The sequence below is a fragment of the Streptomyces diastatochromogenes genome (assembly GCF_002242805.1).
Classification (GTDB): domain Bacteria; phylum Actinomycetota; class Actinomycetes; order Streptomycetales; family Streptomycetaceae; genus Streptomyces; species Streptomyces diastatochromogenes.
The window spans coordinates 1-17370 of record NZ_MCGQ01000055.1; the positions used below are offsets into that span (position 1 = coordinate 1).

11 protein-coding genes and 1 pseudogene are annotated in these 17370 nt (G+C 70.7%); all 12 read right to left on the reverse strand.

The window, feature by feature from the left end:
- Positions 1-1115: pseudogene (locus BEK98_RS42990) on the reverse strand (putative baseplate assembly protein); the annotation flags it as partial.
- Positions 1112-4237, reverse strand: a complete 3126-nt coding sequence (locus BEK98_RS42995; RefSeq protein WP_094222271.1) for a putative baseplate assembly protein — start codon at positions 4235-4237, stop codon at positions 1112-1114. The gene BEK98_RS42995 and the pseudogene BEK98_RS42990, both read right to left, overlap by 4 nt.
- Entirely contained in the window at positions 4234-4620 is a 387-nt protein-coding gene (locus BEK98_RS43000) for a GPW/gp25 family protein (protein WP_094222272.1), read from the reverse strand. The genes BEK98_RS42995 and BEK98_RS43000 overlap by 4 nt, the downstream gene beginning before the upstream one ends.
- Positions 4617-4952, reverse strand: coding sequence for a hypothetical protein (locus BEK98_RS43005; protein WP_094222273.1), 336 nt, complete (start codon positions 4950-4952; stop codon positions 4617-4619). Before BEK98_RS43005 ends, BEK98_RS43000 begins: the two co-directional genes overlap by 4 nt.
- Positions 4953-4969: 17 nt before the next feature.
- Complete coding sequence (locus tag BEK98_RS43010; RefSeq protein ID WP_094222274.1) at positions 4970-5506, reverse strand: phage baseplate assembly protein V; 537 nt, start codon at positions 5504-5506, stop codon at positions 4970-4972.
- Between the two features lie 117 nt (positions 5507-5623).
- On the reverse strand, positions 5624-6763 hold the full coding sequence (locus BEK98_RS43015; protein WP_094222275.1) for a hypothetical protein: 1140 nt from the start codon (positions 6761-6763) through the stop codon (positions 5624-5626).
- The gene (locus BEK98_RS43020) at positions 6756-7127 is read right to left on the reverse strand and encodes a LysM peptidoglycan-binding domain-containing protein (protein WP_094222276.1); all 372 of its coding nucleotides are present in this window, start codon (positions 7125-7127) and stop codon (positions 6756-6758) included. Before BEK98_RS43020 ends, BEK98_RS43015 begins: the two co-directional genes overlap by 8 nt.
- 12 nt (positions 7128-7139) lie before the next feature.
- Positions 7140-7826: a hypothetical protein gene (locus BEK98_RS43025; RefSeq protein ID WP_094222277.1), complete on the reverse strand. Its 687-nt coding sequence runs from the start codon at positions 7824-7826 to the stop codon at positions 7140-7142.
- Entirely contained in the window at positions 7823-8533 is a 711-nt protein-coding gene (locus BEK98_RS43030) for a hypothetical protein (protein ID WP_094222278.1), read from the reverse strand. The genes BEK98_RS43025 and BEK98_RS43030 overlap by 4 nt, the downstream gene beginning before the upstream one ends.
- 27 nt (positions 8534-8560) lie before the next feature.
- Positions 8561-14989, reverse strand: coding sequence for an eCIS core domain-containing protein (locus BEK98_RS43035; RefSeq protein ID WP_094222279.1), 6429 nt, complete (start codon positions 14987-14989; stop codon positions 8561-8563).
- Positions 14986-15270, reverse strand: coding sequence for a hypothetical protein (locus BEK98_RS43040; protein ID WP_094222280.1), 285 nt, complete (start codon positions 15268-15270; stop codon positions 14986-14988). Before BEK98_RS43040 ends, BEK98_RS43035 begins: the two co-directional genes overlap by 4 nt.
- Positions 15261-17348 carry an ATP-binding protein gene (locus BEK98_RS43045; protein ID WP_208643391.1) on the reverse strand — a complete coding sequence of 696 codons (2088 nt, stop codon included), beginning with the start codon at positions 17346-17348 and terminating at the stop codon, positions 15261-15263. The genes BEK98_RS43040 and BEK98_RS43045 overlap by 10 nt, the downstream gene beginning before the upstream one ends.
- Positions 17349-17370: the final 22 nt, after the last annotated feature.

Consider the following 17370-nt stretch of genomic DNA (forward strand, 5'->3'; position numbering starts at 1 on the left):
GGCTGCGCGGGCTGCGCGGGAGCCAACTCCATTGCCCGCTCGGCCAGTTCCGCCAGTACCGCCTCCAGCTGCTCGAACCACGCCGCCACGTCCTCGTACGGCTCGGCCAGCACCTCGGCCTCGCGCAGGCGGGCGACGGGCTCGCCGAGGCGGGCGGCGAGGCGCTCCGGGGTCTTGATGCCGTCCAGGTCCGTGCGCAGGGGGGCGAGCACCTGGTCGTCGAAGTCCTCGATCAGGCGGCTGACCGGGCGCGGGTTGGGCACCTCGGGCGTCGGCGGCTCGTCCCCCGGGTCGCCGGGGGCGGCCGGCTCCGCGGTCCAGCGCCGTACCTCGTCCACCAGCTCCTTGAGCGTGGGCGGGGCCGACTTGGGCAGCGAGATCGCGGTGACCTCGTCCTCGCGGTCGATCCGGACGCCCGCCACGGGCAGCAACTTACGCTCCCCGCCCGCCTGTTCACCGAAGACGAAGAGGAGCTGGTCGCCGGTCTGGAGGGAGTTCGCGGTGCCCTCCACGAACAGTTCGGAGCGGCGGTCGAGGTCCTCGGGCGTGACGAGTGAGGGGCGGCGGCGCCGTACCTTCAGCTCGTTCCAGTCCCAGCGGGCGGTGAGGTCGCGGGCGGTCTCGAAGGTCAGCGACTGCTCGTCGGCGGAGGCGGGCACGCTGTGGCTGCGCGCCCCGCGCGGGACGAGCACCTGCAGGGCCTCGGCGCGCGCGTCGCGTTCGAGGGTGTACGCCAGATGGGTGGAGGCCGCCACTCCGGGGCGCGGCCGGTGCCCGACGAGCCGCCCGAGCAGCACCAGGGAGCGGTGTTCGTTGGCGGTACGGATGTAGGCCTCGTCGGCGATCCGCTCGGAGTGGAAGGTGAGCAGGTCACCGAGGACGGCGGTGGCGTCGAGCAGGCCGACGGCCGGGTCGTCCGGGGTGCGGACGGTCAGCCCGGCCAGGGCCGGGTAGGCGGGCGAGGCCAGCCGGTCGAGGAGGGCGGCGAGGAAGGAGCCGTACTCGCCGACCCGGTAGTCGAGCGCGGTGCGGCCGGGCGGGTTGTGCAGGGGGGCGGGGGCAAGGCGCTCGTCGTGGCCGCCGCACGCGCCCCCGCAGGAGCAGGCCTGGCTCATCGGGCGCCTCCCAGGGATATCGCCAGCCGGCCCTGTTCGGGCCGGTCCGGGTCGTTGTCACAGGTGGCGATCTCCAGCGGGCCGAGCCGCAGCACGCCGTCCTCCTTCTCTCCTCGGTCCTGTTCGAACAACCGCCGCAGCCGGGTGACCTCGACGCTCTCCACCCCGGGCACGGCCGCCGCGACGGCGACCAGACGGCTGAGCCGGACCGGCTCGCCGAAGGTCAGCGCGTCGGGGTGGAAGAAGCCGAGCCGTCCGCCGGGGAGGCGCCCGCTGCCCAGCACGCGGTACAGCTCCGCCAGAATCTGCCCGTGCTGATGGCCGGGCAGGGCGCACACGGTGAGCGCGATGTCGAGCGGCACCAGCCGGGCGGGGCCGACCACCAGGTCGTGACCGATGCGCCGGTACGTCTCCAGGGCCTGCGCCGTCGAGGTGAGCAGCTCCTCTGACGGGGTGCCGCTGCCGTACGCGTCGATCGCGATGTGCGCCTCCTGGACGCTGCCGGTCCAGCGGATCTCGGCGGCCGCCCGCTGCACTCCCGGCAGGGCGGAGGCGAGGGCCGCGTAGTCCTCGGCGGTGACCGCGCGCAGCCGGGTGCGGCGCAGGTCGAGCGGTGCCAACTGGCGTACCTGCTCCAGGGGTTCGGGCTCGGTTCCGCCGGTGGCGGGAAGCGGGTTGCGGACCGTGGCGGCCGGTGCCGCGCCGCCCGCCTCGACGACGAGGTGGTTGATGGCCTCCGCGCCGACGTTGCCCGTCAGGCCGCCGCCCAGCCGGTAGCGCACCGCCAGACGTGCTCCGGGCGTCGGCTCGGCACCGTGCCGTCCGTCGCCGAAGCGCAGGGCGAGACGCCCGTCGTCCTCAGGCTCGCCGACGAAGTGCCGGTCGCGGGCCGCGCTGTCGAGCAGGTCGCGGCGCGGCTCCCAGGTCGCGTCACCGTCGTGGAGTCGTACGGCGGGCAGGGCGCGCCGTGGGTCCTGGGCGAGGGCGGCGGTCGCCGGGCCACGCAGGACCGGCTCCTCCGGGTGGAGTCCGGCCGCGTACGCCGGGCCCCAACTGTGCGCGATCTCCCAGGCGATGTGCCCGTCGAGGACCGTTCCGGCGCGGGCGCGGGCGCTGAGGATGTCGACGCGGCGCAGCTTGGCGTCGAGCAACTCATCGGTGCGGTGGAGCAGTTCGCGCAGGGCGCGGACCGGGTGGCGGCGCAGTTCCAGCCGCTCCAGCACCTTCAGGCCGTAGATCAGGGCGAGTTCGGTGATCTCCTCCTCGCCAAGCCCGTCGCGGTCGCGGGCGCTGCGCCACAGGTCGACGAGCCGCTGCCGGACCCGGCCGGGGATGGCGGCGATCCGCTCGGCCTGCCCGGCGGCGACCGTGCCCGGGTCGGGGAACGGCACGGCCTGGGTGACCGGCGCCCGGCCGAGGACGGGGCGGAACCGGGGGCGGATGCCCGGGTAGACAGACTGTGCGAGCAGCGTCCGCAGGGCGGCGGCCTGCGCGTACGCCGTGCCGGGCACGACACTCCCCCAGCCTCCGGCCGGGGGGACCCCCACGTGCCGCTGCCCGGCGCGCTCCAGGCCGAGCCCGGCGCGTACGGTGGCCCGCTCCCCCACGAGCTCGAACAGCTCGCGGATGTCGTCGGGGGTGAGTTCCCGGCCGCTCTCCGCCTTGTCGGTGAGGGAGTCGATGAGCCGTGCGGGTGCGTTGCCCTCGCTGCGGTCGTGGCAGCCGAATACGGGCGGGTCGCAGGGCGCCACGACAGCTGGTACCGGCGGCACGGTGACCGGCTCGTGGAGTCCGGAGCGGCCGTGGTCGACCAGGACGGCGTTGCCGCGGGCGAGGGTGACGTCCTCGACGGGCAGGCAGTCGCGTCCGCCGCGGGTGGCGAGGCAGAGCGGGAAACGCAGGGCGTCCTCGGCGGCCCAGGTGACCTCCAGGACGGGCTGGTCCTCGATGCGGTCCAGGCCCGGGGTGACGGAGGTCAGGCGTACGGCCTGGCGGTGGGCGGGGTCGGCGTCGCCGGGGGTGCCGGTGCGCGGGCCCTTGACCTCCTCCAGGACCAGGACGTCGCCCGGTTTCAGGTCCAGCCGGCGTTCCCGGCAGGTCTCGGGGTCCACCCACTCGTCGCGCAGGGTGGCCGCGGTGGCTCCCCGGGGCAGGGCGCACACCTCGCCGTCCCAGGTCCACAGCCGGATCGCGTTGTGCGCGAGCCGCAGCCGCAGCGGGTCGGCGGTGACGACCGGTTCGAAGACCTCCACCGAGCCTCGCTCGTCCAGGTCGCCGAGGTCGTTCTCGTCGATGACGGTGCCGGGCTCCGGGCGGTCGTGCGGGTCGAGGGTGCGGACGTCGACGGAGGCGAAGCGGTAGGTGCCGGGCGCCAGGGTGTGGTCGGCGGCGGTCTCGACGGTCACGTAGGTGCGGGCGTTGGAGCCGTCGTGCATCGCGTAGTCGATGAGCCGGACGTGCCGGCGCACCGAGACCCGGCGGCGCGCGGTGTCCAGGTACGCCTCGGTGGCGACCGCGTCCTGGTGGTAGCTGATCTGGTCGCCGGTGTGGGCGAGCAGTTCCACGAGGGTCGTGCCCAGGTCGGCGGGGTTGCGCTCCACCCAGTCGGGGGTGGTCAGCGCGAGCCGGTCGAGCAGCAGCTTGCGGATGGTGTCGTAGTCGCGGGCCGTGTAGTCGACGACCGGGGCGGCCGGGAAGGCCGGGGGCTCCTCGGTCTCGTCCACGCAGTCGAAGGGGGTGGGGCAGTCGGGCCGGAAGGCGAAGGACGCGCTGTGGTAGCGCTGGTCGAAGCCGCGGTACGGCACGGTGCCGGGGCGGCCGTAGGGGTCGGCCTCCACCAGGGACAGCCGGTAGCGGGAGGTGTCGCCGGCCCGGTCGAGGGTGACGTAGAGCCGGTCGTCCAGCTCCGGGTCCTCCTCGCGTTCGACGCTGACGTCGACGGCGGTGATACCGATGATGCGCCGGCCGCCGTCGATGCGGACGTTCTCGGGGCCGAGGCCGTGCGGGGCCTTGCCGAGGAAGGTGACGGTGAGCAGCAGCCCGTCGTCGCTGACCTCGACGGCGTCGACCCCGTTGAGCTGCGCGGCCCGTACCTTGGCCCGCCGGGTGGTTCCCGCGCTCATGCCGCCCTCCCCTCGAAGACGTCCTCGCGGACCGCTCCGGTGGCGCGGACGACGTACGACAGATGCACGCGTACGACGTCGTCGCCGCTCTCGATGTCGAGGGCCACGACCTCGACCAGGTCGCCGAGCCAGCGCTGCAGCGCGGCCTGGACGGAGAGTTCGAGGGTGCTGACCAGTTCGGGGCTGCTCGGGGCGAAGACCAGGTCGAGCAGTCCGCAGCCGAAGTCGGGGCGCATCACACGCTCGCCGGGGCTGGTGAACAGCAGCTGTTCGATCAGGTCGTGGACGTGCTCGGCGGGGCGGGCGTGCGCGGTGCGTCCCCGGCGGTCGGTGCGGAAGGGGAACGCGATGTCGGTGCGGATGCGTGGGCTCGTCGGCGTCATCGGACGGTGACCTTTCGCTGCGCGGCCTGGACGACGGGCGGTCCCTGCGGGACGAGGGCCGCGCTGAAGCACTGGGCGGCGGAGGTGTCGAGCAGCACGGGCGCGCCGTCGACGGTGACGCCGGTGGTGTCGGCGGTCCAGCGGACCGCGACGCACGGCGAGGGCACCCCGTCGAGCGTGTGCGGGCAGCCGGTGACGACGTACGTGTGGGCGGCCGTGGCGACGGCGGCGCCGGCGATCCGTGCGCCGCCGGAGGGTGTGGTGGCGGGCGTGGCGCGGCCGCCGTGCGGGCAGCCGATCACGGCGCCCGCGTCCAGCAGACTTCCGGACAACTTCTTTCCCCCGTTGTCTATCGCTTGGAGAGCACGGTCAACTGGCCCTCGTTGATGGTCACTTCGCGGCCGCGCAGGACGACCTCGGCGCCCGCGCCGGTGGCGATGACCACGGCTTCCTTGGTGATCCGGATATAGGCACCGCCCTGCGCCTGCAGGAGGATCCCCTGCTCGGCGCCCGCGGTGTCGTTGAGCACGATCTTGTGGTTGCCCGGGGTCTGCACGACGACCGGCTTGTTCGTCGCGTTGCCCTGGAGTTCGCGGCGCGCGTCGGGCGGCAGTTCACCGGCGTCGCCGTACCAGCAGCCGGTCCACACCGGAAAGCTGGGGTCCCCCTGCTCGAACTCCACCCACACACCCGCGCCCGGCGGCGGCACCACGAACTGCCCCGACTCCGGCCCGGTGAACGGCAGGCAGGGCAGCGCCCAGGTGGACGCCTCGTCGCCGAGGACGTCCGGCACCTCGGCCGTGATCCGGCCGATGTGCAACGGGTCGTCGTTGCTGACCACCCGGCCGCGGAACTTGCCGAGGTAGCGATTGTTGGGTGCCGCCATACTGAACTGCTCCTGGTCGGTGGGTGGTTCAGGTGCTTCGGTCGGTTCGGTCGCTTGGCGCTCTTCGACCGCTCGGGGCGCTTCTTTCGCCCCGGTCGCGTCGGATCACGCTCACGGTCACGGGTCCACGCGGTTGCTGCGCGCCTCCAGCCCCTCCCGGGTGAGGGTGAAGTTCTGCTGGAAGGAACCGGGGCGGAGGTTGTGGGTGACGGACTTGACGTAGTAGTCGCCGTCGTACGCCCGCCCCGCGCCGCGCACGCCGACGAGCCGGCGCGGCTGGAGGAGGTAGCCGTGCCGGTTCACGTCCAGCGAGCCCGAGCCGGAGACGACGTCGGCGGAGACCGCGGCCCTGGCGAGGAGTTCGGCCTCGGCCTGCTCGCGCTGCTGCTTGGCGGTGCCGGACAGCGTCCTGCGCTTGAGGGCCGGCGTCGGGCGCCTGCCGAGAGGCGGGCGCAGGGGGCTGATCGGCGGCTGGGGCAGGAGGGTGGCGTGCCGGGTGCCCGGGTCCTGCCAGCGGGCCTGCGGCTCCTCGCGCGCGGTGCCGTCGTAGGCGAAGGTCAGCTGGTCCACCGTGGAGTTGGCGTCCATGTTGACGTTGAGGGCGTGCTGACGCGCACCGAGACGGACCTCGGGTCCCCAACGGGCGGACGACTGACCCGGGTTGGGACCGGGCTCCAGATAGAAGGTGTATCCGTTGGCTCGGGCCAGGTCGGTGACGTACTGGAGATCGGTACCCGTCTGGTAGTGCACGCGGAGGTCCTGGTGCGGGGGCTGGGACACCTTCTCGGTGTAGACGTCCGGCCGGATGCCGTAGTCCGAGTACCGGCGGAGGATGGCCAGCACGCGCTCGGACGGGGGCAGGTTGGGGTAGCGGGCGGTGCGCTCCTCCAGGTCCATGAGCAGGGTCAGGTCCTCACCGGTGACGGTGAGGGTGGAGTGGCCGGGGATGTTGCTGGCGCCGACCTCCTGACGCACGATCAGCCCGTCGAACAGCACCTCGGGCGTACCGCTCACGCTCACCTGGACGATGACGCGGGTCTTCGGGTCGAAGAACCCCTCCGGCAGCAGCCGCGTGCCGATCATCCCGTTCTTGGTGAGGTCGAACGCGATCTGGAATCCGCTGCGTTCGCCCGCCGTGGCGGTGATCTGGGCGGACAGCAGCGCCTCGGCGACCTCGGCCGGGACCGGGCGGGCCAGCGTGGGCCCCATGAGGAGCTGTATGTGTACGGGGCCCTGCCCCACGCTCTGTTCAGACACGCCGGTCTCCGCGCGAGAACCCACCGGCCGAAGGTATGTCGATCACGCGGCCGGTCTCGTCGGTCAACTCCCGCGGATCGAGGACGGGATTGGCGTCGGCGATCCGCCACCACTGCCCCGGGTCGCCGAAGAACCGCCGCCCGAGCAGATCGGGCCGGTCGCCGGCACCGACGGTGTGCGCCTCGGTCTCCTCACCACTCTGGTCGAGCGGTGGCAGCAACCGGCGCTTGGCATACCGCACTTCGGTCCCGTCGTCCCTCCGATACACCCCGATCTCTGCATCGTGGTACCGGCTGGTGCGCGGGTAGGGATGCGCCCCCGGTATGGAGTCCAGGGCACTCTCATAAGGCTCGATGGTGGACATGGCGTGCTGTGCTCATCCCCTTCCGGTCACGAGGTCGGCGCCGCCGAGCCCGAGCAAGCCGAGGCTGCCACCGCGGGCCATGGCGGCGAGCCGTTCCTTCTGCGCGAGGTGCGCCATGTACAGATCGGCACCGCGATGCCCCGCGGGCAGGTCGCTGACGGTCAGGATCTTCATCCCGATGCTGAGCGAGGCCCGGATGGGGTTGAGATTGACGTCGAAGGCGGACTCATTGACGGACAGCTCGGTCAGTCTGACCGGCATGACCCGCTTGCTCCCCCACGTGAACAGCGTCAACGGCATCTCGATCGGACTGATCTCGATGACGCCCTTCTGCGTCAGCTTGCTCGCGGCCCGCAACTGGGCCGTGGTCGGTTGCACGAGCATCTCGAGCGTGGCCAGTTGGGGGTGGATCCCCTCGGGTGCGGCGATCTCCAGCTGGTCGGTCGCGTCGATCTCGGCGGTGAACTTCCAGGTCTCCTGGGCGGGACCCTTGAGCCGGAGGGCCTCATTGCGGTCCCCACTGCCGGTTCCGCCGCCTCCCGCGTCACCGCCGTCGCCGGCGGACTGCGGCGCGATGCTGCGCTCCAGGGTGTCCGGGTTGAACTGCAGCACGATGATGCGCTGGGGGGTGCCGGTGTCGGGGGCGACGACGACTATTCCGGAGCGGATGGGTTTGGGGATGTCGGCGTAGCGGGTCACAGACGGGCCTCCAGACGCTCACGCAACGGGGTGTAGTCGTACTGGGGAAATGCGACCGGGAACACCTCGAGCATCGCTTCGAGGTTCTCGCTGACCTGTCCGCTGAGGCCGCTCAAGGTTACATCGGAGAAGAGGTATTGCCACCCGAAAGTTCCCTTGGTGACCGAGAGCATCTTCATGTACTCACGATAGTCCAGATCCAAGCGAACATAATCGGAGGAATGACCCGGATAGCGACTCAGATCCTTGTCGTAGTACCAGATCTCAAGCGGGTCGACATTAGGTTGAACTCGGATAGCTGCAAGCAACCCGGCCCCAGAACGAGGCGTGTCGTCAATCGTACGGAACTCTGCAACCAATCGCTTCTCGGAGTCGGGAGCCTTCTCCCAAGCAAGGTCCGGCGCAGACCTCAGAAGCGATTCATAAATGTTACGCACACGGAACTCTCCGTGAATTTCCGGCATTTTCTTTCGGCGCACCGATCGCCAGCAGCACGCGAGCTCAGTGATCCACGGCGTCGCCTCATCGAGGCGCGGAGAGAGAATCACACCGTTCCACTCCGACTGCACTTCGAATCCCGAGGGCCTGCCGGCCGACGGGTCAGTGAAGGCTCCGACCTTCTCGAAGTCCACTTCCAGGGCTTCGGATTCCAGGATCGCATCGAAGGATGCATACAGTTCCGATTCGATCGCCGAGTATTCACGCATTTCTCAGTTCCCTTGATCGTGGAGCACTCACGGCTTCTTATCGAAGGTGAGGTGCCCTGCCGCCGCGGCTTGGATGAGTTTACGAATCTGCCCGTCCCAGCCCTTCTTGCGCCGGCGCTTGAGCATCCTGAGCGTCTTCAGGTCCTCGAGCAGGACAGACAAGTTCGGGATGTTATGACTGTGAGCCTCGGCGACATCCTCGATATCTTCAGAGATCCCCTTTGGAATATTTAGCATGTTTTGCATACGTACGGCTGTGTCGTAGTTGACGTAAACTCGATCTCCGGGGCCGGGCGGCATCTCGAGATCCGACCTCTCGTTGTAATCACGCGCCCGCCTCTCCTTCACCCACTTGTTGTTCTTGTAGTCAGGATAGTAGGCCCCCCATTCCGTCTTGAGGAACGACGGGAAGCCCTCTGGCACTCCGGAGTGGTAACTCACCTTGACGTCGTACCAGGCAATCTTGTTCTTCCCGGATCGAATCCACTGCTCGGCCGGAATCTCAACCTCGTTCTTGAAGTTCTGGTTCACCCTGTTTCTAGCCGGAACGAGATTCCTTCCATCGGCCGTTCCGCCCAGAAGTTCCGTCAGCAAATGCTGCCGGACCCAGAAATTGCTCGAGTCTGCGTTGAGATCGTACTTGTTGATGTAGCGGAACCCCTTGGGTTCATCCTTTCGAGCCTTGTCCGCTTTCTCGCCGCGCCTCTTCGCCCACCCTTCACTTATGGCCTCCGCCGTGAAGTTGCTGGCCAGCACGTTGTTCCTCTTCGACGGTGCGCTTGGCGTGGGAAGCGGAGGGTCCGGCTTCAGGTGATCGATTTTTGTTTCGTAGGTGCTGTACCCAGGAATCACGGGGACAGAAGGATTGAGGTGCGCAATGACAGTGAACTTCTCCCCTCCCTGTTTGTAGAGGGAGGTAAGCCTGTAGTGCCTCCTCATACTGGCCAGGAGTGCCCTGAAGGTACTGAACTCGATTCCAGGATCAAGCCGCTCCCTGAGAGCGTCGCGGATCTTCGCAGCTATCAACTCCAGGCGGGCTTGCTTTGCACTGCTGGAGTCCTCCTCTTCGTTTCGCTTCTTTTTCTTGCTGTCCTTGTCGCCCTTTGGTTTGTGCGGTCCCCGTTTCTTCGGGTCGTCCTCCTTGCCGTGCTTGGGCTTCTTCGGGTCGTCCTCCTTGCCGTGCTTCGGCTTCTTCGGGTCGTCCTCCTTGCCGTGCTTCGGCTTCTTCGGGTCCTCGCCCTTACCGCCCTTGGGCTTCTTCGGGTCGTCCGCGTGCTCGCCCGGCTTGGGCTTGGCCGGTTTGCCGTCGTCCTTGGCGTCCTTGGGCTTGTTCGGAGCGTCCTTGCCCTCGCCTTCGGCGTTCTTCGGCTTGGTCGGTTCGGACTCCTTGCCCGTGGAGGGCTTCTGGTCGTCCTTGGGCTTGGCCGGGTTCTTGTCGTCCTTCGGCCTGCCGGGAGCTTCGTCCTTGTCGAGCTTCGGCTTCGGCCGGGGTTCCGGCTTCGGCTTGGGCTTTGCCGACGGGGTGGGACGCGTCTCCGGCCTGCCGGTGGGCTTGTTCGTCGGACGGGTGGCGCCCGGCTCCTCGGTCTTCGGTCGTGTCGCCCCGTCTGTGTCGCCACCCGCGGGCTTGCGGCCGGCGCCCTCGGTGTCCTTGGGCCGAGTCGTCGGACGTTCGCCCGGAGTCTTCTCCGTCGGCCGGTTCCCACTCGGGGCACCGCCCTCCTCGGAGCCCCCGGCATGCCTGCCCGGCCGCCCTCCTTCCTTGCCGCCCCGCCCGAGCTTCGCCGCCACCCCCTTCAGACGCTTGCCCACCTTCGCGACGTACTTGCCGATGCCGTCCAGCAGTGCCTGGTAGGCCAGTTCCAGGAGGGCGACGATGCCTGCCGCGACCGCCTTGGCGAACAGGATGCCCGCGCCGCCCTGGCGGACCGCGCGGAGCCAGGCGAGGACCGCGCCCATGGCGCTCAGGATCTGGCCCAGGGCGCCGATCGCCGTGCGGATCGCGTCGATGACGGCCGTCACCCAGCCCGCGCCCGGGATCAGCTTCGCGATGACCTTGGTGATCACGATCTCGCCGATGATGAACGGGAGCTGGGGCACCACGGCGTCCCAGGTCTCCTTCACGATCCGCTCGAGCGAGAAACCGCCCTTGATCAGCTTGTCGATGATGGCCTTGGGTACGCCGATGATCTCCTCGATCTTCGACTGGAACCACTGCTTGACGGCGGACTGGACCTCGCGGAACAGGTGGTTCTTCGCGCCGTCCACCGCGGAGTTCTTTGCGCCGCTCAGCCAGCCGCCGGGGTCGTCCAGGAAGTCGATCGCGATCATCATGAACTCGCCGAACGCGCCCAGGAGTTTGGAGGCGTAGTCGAGGATCGTCTTGACCGCGTCGATCACGGACTTGATGACGTCCATGAGCATCTTCTTGAGGATGTTCAGGATGTCGCTGAGCATCTTGGCGAGGGCGTTGAGCAGGTCCGTGACGATCTGCTTCAGCGCTGCCGCGAGCCTGGTGACGAACGCGATCGCCGCAGCGATGAGATTGGTGATGAACTTCCGGATGCGGGCGGCCAGTTCGATGACGGCCCGGACCATCGCCTTGGCGAACTCGATCAGGTCGTTGATCAGGTTCTTGACGGTGTCGACGATGAACTTCCGGGCCTCGTTGATCCAGCGTTCGACGGTCTCCTTGAAGTTCTTGATGAAGCCGACGACCGCGTCACGCGCCTCCCGGATGATCCGGACGATCGCGTTCTTGATCTCGATGACCTTCTCTTTGATCCAGTCGAAGGCCTTCGTGAGCCAGTTGCCGGAGTCCTTGGCCGCGCTGTCCGTCTTGTTCTTGGCGTCCGTCTCGGCCTGGTCGCCCTTGTCCTTGATCTGTTTGTCGCTGTCGGTCTTCTGCTTCGAGACGTCGTCGTCGGTCTTCTTCTCGCGGTCCTCGACGTCCTTGCGCAGCTTCTGAGACCGCTCGGTCTTCTTGCTGCCGAGCTTCTGGAGCTCCTGGTCCTGCTCCTTGCGCCAGTCGGTGCGCTGTGCCGTGACCTCGTCGAGGGCCTTCGTCCGCTGACCCGACTGTTCCCGCGTGTTCTTGCCGATCTCGCCGTCGACCTGCTGCTTGTGCTTCTGCTGCGAGTCGCGGAAGTCCTTGTCCTTGGTCTGACGGCTGTCGGACATGCCCTTCTGGCCCTGGCTGAACGCCGCCTGGAACTCGGGCCCGCGGTCGTGCTCCGCCACCGCGGACGCCGCGTCCGGGGGCACCGCGCCCGTGGACGCCTTGCCGGGCGCGGCGGCCTTGGCGCCGTCCGCGCCGGGCACCTTGCCCTTCAGCTGCTCCTGGGGGGCGTCGGGGTAGACCTGGTCCTCGCCCATCCCACGGCCGGAGTCGTCCCGAGCGGTGTCGACGGTCTCCTGGCCCTTCGCGTCGACGGCGGAACCCTGTTCGCCGGTCGTCTGCTCCGCGGCACTCTGCATCTGCACGCCGGGCGCGTTGCCCGCCTGGGCCTGCTTGAGGGCTTCGTCCTTGGTGGGCAACCCGGCGAACTTGGCCGCCAGCTCCTGCTTGTCGACCTTGAAGCCGAGCTTCTCGGCGAGCCAGCCGATGCCGAAGCCGAGCGCCATCTTGAAGGTCTGCCAGCCGCTGGGCTCCTCGGCCTTCTCCGCCTCGATCTGGCCTTCGGGCTGCTTCGCCCCCGTGACCTCGGCGTTCTCCTGCTCGGGCGCGTCCGACTTCTGCGCCGGGTCCTGGGAGTACTGGGCGGGTGAGTCGGTCTTCGGCTTGCCCTCCAGGGTCTGCGGCGCGCCCGCGGGACGCTGCATCGAGGGCGGCGCGGCGGCGAGTTGCTTGTGCTCGTCGCCGACGCTGCGGTCGACCGAGCCGCCGACCCCGCCCATCGCCTCCAGCGCCTGGTGGGGTTTCAACCGGGCGGCCGTGCTCAGCCCGGCCTCGGGCGAGACCTGGGAGAGGTTCGGGGCCGGCCCCGAATCCTTCTTCCCCTTGCCCTTGCCGGCCGGCTTGCTGGCGACGCCGCCGCCCGTGGTGCCGGAGGCAGCGGGTGCCGACTTCGGGACCGCGGTCCTGGGTGCCCGTTCCTCCGTCGCCGCGGGCTCGGCGTCGGCTGCCTTGGGCTCGGACGCCGGGGCGGGGGCGGTCGCCCGTGTCGGAGCGGGCTGCGGTGCCGCGCTCTGCTCGCTCGGAGTGCGGTCGGCCTCGGGCGCGGCCCCGCTCCGCGGCCCACTGGTGGAGCTGCCGGGGCGGTCCGCGTTGGATCCGCCGGTGATATGGGAGTCGCGGGCTGCCGAGGGCGACTTGGCGTCGTCCGTACGCTCGGTTCCGGCGGCCGCGGCCGCGGGGGCCGGCTGCTGCTCGCTCTTCGGCGCGGGCGCGGCGGCCGTACCGCCCACCGCCTGCGGGGAACTCTTCTCCTGACCGGCTGCCGCCCCGTCCCCCGCGGCCGGAGTGCCCTTCTCCTGCTTGGCCGCGGTCTCCTTCGCGGCCCCGCTCTCCTCCGACTTCCCGCCGTCCTGCGCGCCGGGCGCCTGCTGCACCGTGGTCTGTGCCGTGACCGGTCCGACCTTCGGATCGTCTCCGTGCTTCGGGTCCTTGGAGACCGCACTGGTGCCCGCCGGAGTCGTGACCGTCCGGTCCGCACCCAGATCGGCGAGCAGGGTGTCACCCGGTCCGCCCTCCGTCTCCCGGGACGTAGAGGGCTCGGTCGCCGCTTCCTCGGCGGTGTCGTCCTCGGACTCCGCCTCCGCTTCGGCCGCCGCGTCCTCGGCGTCCTCGGCATCGCGCTCGGCCTGCACCCGGTCGGCCTTGGTCAACGGGGGTGCGGGGAAGTCGGGGAGCGACGCGCCGCCGGCTGCGGCGTCCTGGCTCGCGTCCGCCGTCGGAACCCCGGACAGGTCGGGATCCTGCTCCGGCAGGAAGTCCTCCGGCTGGAGCTTGGTGTCCCAGGCGCTCGCCTCGCCGCCTCCGACCTCCACCTCCGAGGCGCTGTCGGACTCGGCCGCGTCCTCGTCCGCCGACTCCTCGGGGACGTCGAGATCCTGGTTGCGTACCCCGTCCAGCCTGCTCGACCGAGCGGGTAGCTCGGTGTCCCGGCCCACCGTGGGCGAAGCGGTCGGCTGTTCCGGGCCGCGCTTGTCCTCCTTGCTCACCTGCTTGCCGGTGACGAACTGCTCGGCGGCTCCGGGGCGGTTCCGAGCGGCGGACTCCTCCGCGCCGGCTGTCGGGGCGCCCTGCTGGTCGCCCGTCTCCTTGGCGCCCTCGTCCTTCTGCTGCCCCTGGCCGGCTCCCTGGGCCTGTGTCTTCTCCTCGGCCTGCGCGCCCTGACCGCCCTGCGCGGAGGTGGCCCCTCCCGCCGGTCCGGTGGCCGCCGGCTCCCGCTGCCCGGCTCCGGAGGACGACCGGGCTCCGCCGCCGCCCGCCTCGGAGCGCGACTGCTTCCGCTGCTCCTCGCGGGTGCCGCCGTTCGGCGGAGTGCTTCCGGGCGCGCCCTCGTGGTCGGTCCGGTCCTTCTCCGGACCGGGCGCGGTCTCCGGCTTGTCCTTCCGGGCCCGCTCCTCCGCGTCGTCGCGCCGGGTGCTGTCCCGCTCGGCCTGGATCTCCTCGGCCGTGTCGGGCTCGATCTCGGGGGCGTCGTGGGCGTCGCGCTCCACCCGGTCGTCGGCGAAGTCGTCGTACGCGTCGATGTCGTCGACGAGGTCCAGCACGCGGTCCTGTTCGGAACCGAGCAGCCGGTTCTCCAGCCGGTCGAGGACCTGGTCGAGCAACTCCTCGGGCAGCCCGGCCAGTTGCTTGCGGGTGCGCTTGGACAGGTCTTCCGGGTCGCCGCGCAGCGAGCGTACGACCGAGTTGGCGAGCCGGTCGACGAGGGTCGCCGGATCGATCGCCTCCGTGCGCCTGCGGTCCGCGTCCAGGGTGGCGTACCGCAGCCAACCGGGCGTCGCCTGCCCCTCCTTCACCTCCGGGGCGGACTGCTCCCGCTCCGGCCGTACGAGGCTCTGCGCCGCAGCCTCCGCCTCCCGCTCGATCGCCTGCTGCGGCAGACTCACCGCCCCCGGCTCGCGGCCGGCTCGCAGCGCGCCCAGGCCGTGCGGGTTCTGCACGGTGTGCAGCAACTCATGGGCGAGGAGGCGGCGGCCCTCGTCAGTGCCCGGCTTGAAGGCGCCCTCGCGGAAGAGGATGTCCTGGCCGACGGCGACGGCGTCCGCGCCGAGGAGTTGCGTGAGCTGTGCGGCGTCGCGGCCGCTGTGCAGGCGTACCCGGCTGAGGTCGTGGCCGAGCTGCTCCTCCAGTTCGCGTCGTACGCCCGGGTCGAGGGGCTGTCCGGCGCCGCTGACGATGTTCTTCGGTTCGGGGGCGCGGGACTTGGCGGCCTGCTCCTTGCGCTTGCGCCGGCGCTGTTCGGCACTCTGCTCCGCGTTGTCCTGCTGTGCCTGGGAGCTCACGGCGTCACCTCCCCGTGGCCGCTGAGTCCCTCGTGCACCGCGCGGGCCAGTTCCTGGCCGAGCCGGCGTGCGGACAGCCCGGCGGGCAGCGGCGCGAGGCCGGTCAGCGCGTCGACCGTCAGGGCGCCGTGCGCGGCAAGGGGTACACCGTGCAGCCGTACCAGCCGGGTGAGTTCGCGTTCGAACGAGGCCGAGACGCGGGCCGGGTCCGCGCGGAAACCGTCGAGTACGAGTTCGCCGATCTCCACGCGGATCGCCGAAGGCCTTCTGCTCACACCCATCCGCGGACCTCCGTCGGCGTCAGCGAGCGCTCCAGCTTGAGGTACTCGGTGCGGGCGGCCGCGAGCATGTGCCGCATCTGCAGCCGGTCGCCCTCCTCGGCGGCGAGGAACGCCCCGGACAGCGCGATGTTACGGATCGAGCCGCCGGCGACGGTGAGCCGGGCGAGGAGGGCGGGGTCGATGTCCTTGACGGGGGCCTGCGGTGGCAGCACGCGGCGCCAGATCTCGGCGCGTTCGTTCTCGGCCGGGAAGGGGAAGTCGACCACGAAGCGGATGCGGCGCAGGAAGGCCGTGTCGAGGGCCTGCTTCATGTTGGTGGTGAGGATGGCGAGGCCGCGGTAGGCCTCCATCCGCATGAGCAGATAGCTGACCTCGAGGTTGGCGTACCGGTCGTGGCTGTCCTTGACCTCGCTGCGCTTGCCGAAGAGGGCGTCGGCCTCGTCGAACAGCAGCAGTGCGCCGCCGCGTTCGGCGGCGTCGAAGACCCGGCGGAGGTTCTTCTCGGTCTCGCCGATGTACTTGCTGACCACCTGGGAGAGGTCCACGACGAACAGGTCGAGGCCCAGCTCCTTCGCCATGACCTCGGCCGCGAGGGTCTTGCCGGTGCCGGAGCCGCCCGCGAACAGGGCGGTGACGCCGAGTCCGCGGCGCAGGGTCGCGGCGAAGCCCCACTCCTGGTGGACGGTCGAACGCTGCCGCACGTGCGCGACGATCTCCCGCAGCACGGCCGTCTGCCGCTCGTGCAGCACGAGGTCGTCCCAGCCGGCCCTGGGCTCGATCCGGCGGCCGAGTTCGTCCATGCCGATGCGGGCCTCGTCCAGACCGGCCAGCCAGGCGAGTTCGGCGGCGTCCAGTTCGTCCTCGTGGGGCAGCCGGCGGCGTACGGCGGCAGCGGCGGACCGTACGACGTGCGGCGGCAGCTGGAACTGCGCGACCAGGGACCGGAGTTCGCTTTCTTCCAGATCGGCGACCTGCTCGAACGCGTCTGCCCAGAGCGCGAGTTGCTCGTCGTCGTCCAGGCGGGGGACGGGCACCCGCAGGCCGTGCGGGCGCTCGGTGCGCAACGGGTCCTCGCTGGACACCACGACGGGTACGGCGGCCCCGGCCAGGAACGCCTCGGTCGCCGCCCGCTGGTCCCGGTCCAGTTCGCCGGCCTCCACCAGCAGCGCGGCCGGCAGCAGGATCGCCTCCCGCTGCCACAGCCGGGCCAGCCGGTCGCGTTCGACGGGGTCGGCCGGCACGTCCTCGGCGCTCATGGCGTACACCCCGAGCCCGCAGCGGGCGGCCGCGGCGGCGGCGATGTCGGCCCGGCTGCGCAGGTCCCCGCCGGTCACCTCGACCAGAAGCGGTGCGTCGGGGCTGCGGCCCTCCTCCGTCCAGCCCTCGGCGAGCCGGCTCGCGGCCAGGTCGTACGACGGCGGGAGCGCCTCCGGTGCCGGGGTGCGGCGGAGCCTGCCGTGCAGCCGGGCGTCCAGGTAGGGCGAGCCCAGCAGGAAGTGCAGGATGCGCTCGTCCAGCCGGAGCCGGGAGACGGTCAGCCGGGTCTCGTCCTCCAGTTCGACGATCCGCCAGCGCCTGAGCGGGGCCACGGGGGTGAGCGCGCTCCAGTGCGGGCCGTCCAGGGCGGCCAGCGCGAGCGAGAAGGTGGGGTACGCCCGCTGCGGGTCTCCGGCGGCCGCCGCACACCGGGCGGCGGTCGTGGGGTCCAGTTCGTCGGCGGCGGTGAGCAGGACGAGGTCGCGTTCGAAGGGGGTCAGGCCGAAGCAGCTGACGAGGGCGTCGAGGGCTGCGGTGACCAGGGCGGCGGGTACGACGGCGGTCTCGGCTTCGTCGCTGTTCCCCGGCCCGGCGGCAGCGCCTGCGGCGGCGTCGTGCCGGGCCTCGCCGGCGGGGGTCGCGTGCGCGTCAACTTGACCCCCGTGCGCATCGCCTCGAGCCCCGTGCGCATCGGCTCGGGCAGCGTGCGCATCGGCTCGGGCAGCGTGCGCGTCGACGCGAGCGAGGACGCGCCGGATCTCGGCCGTCAGCGTCGTGCCGCCGTCGGCCGCCGTCGCCGTGCCCGGCTCGTATGTGCCCATGTCCTCACCTGCCCCCGTAGGT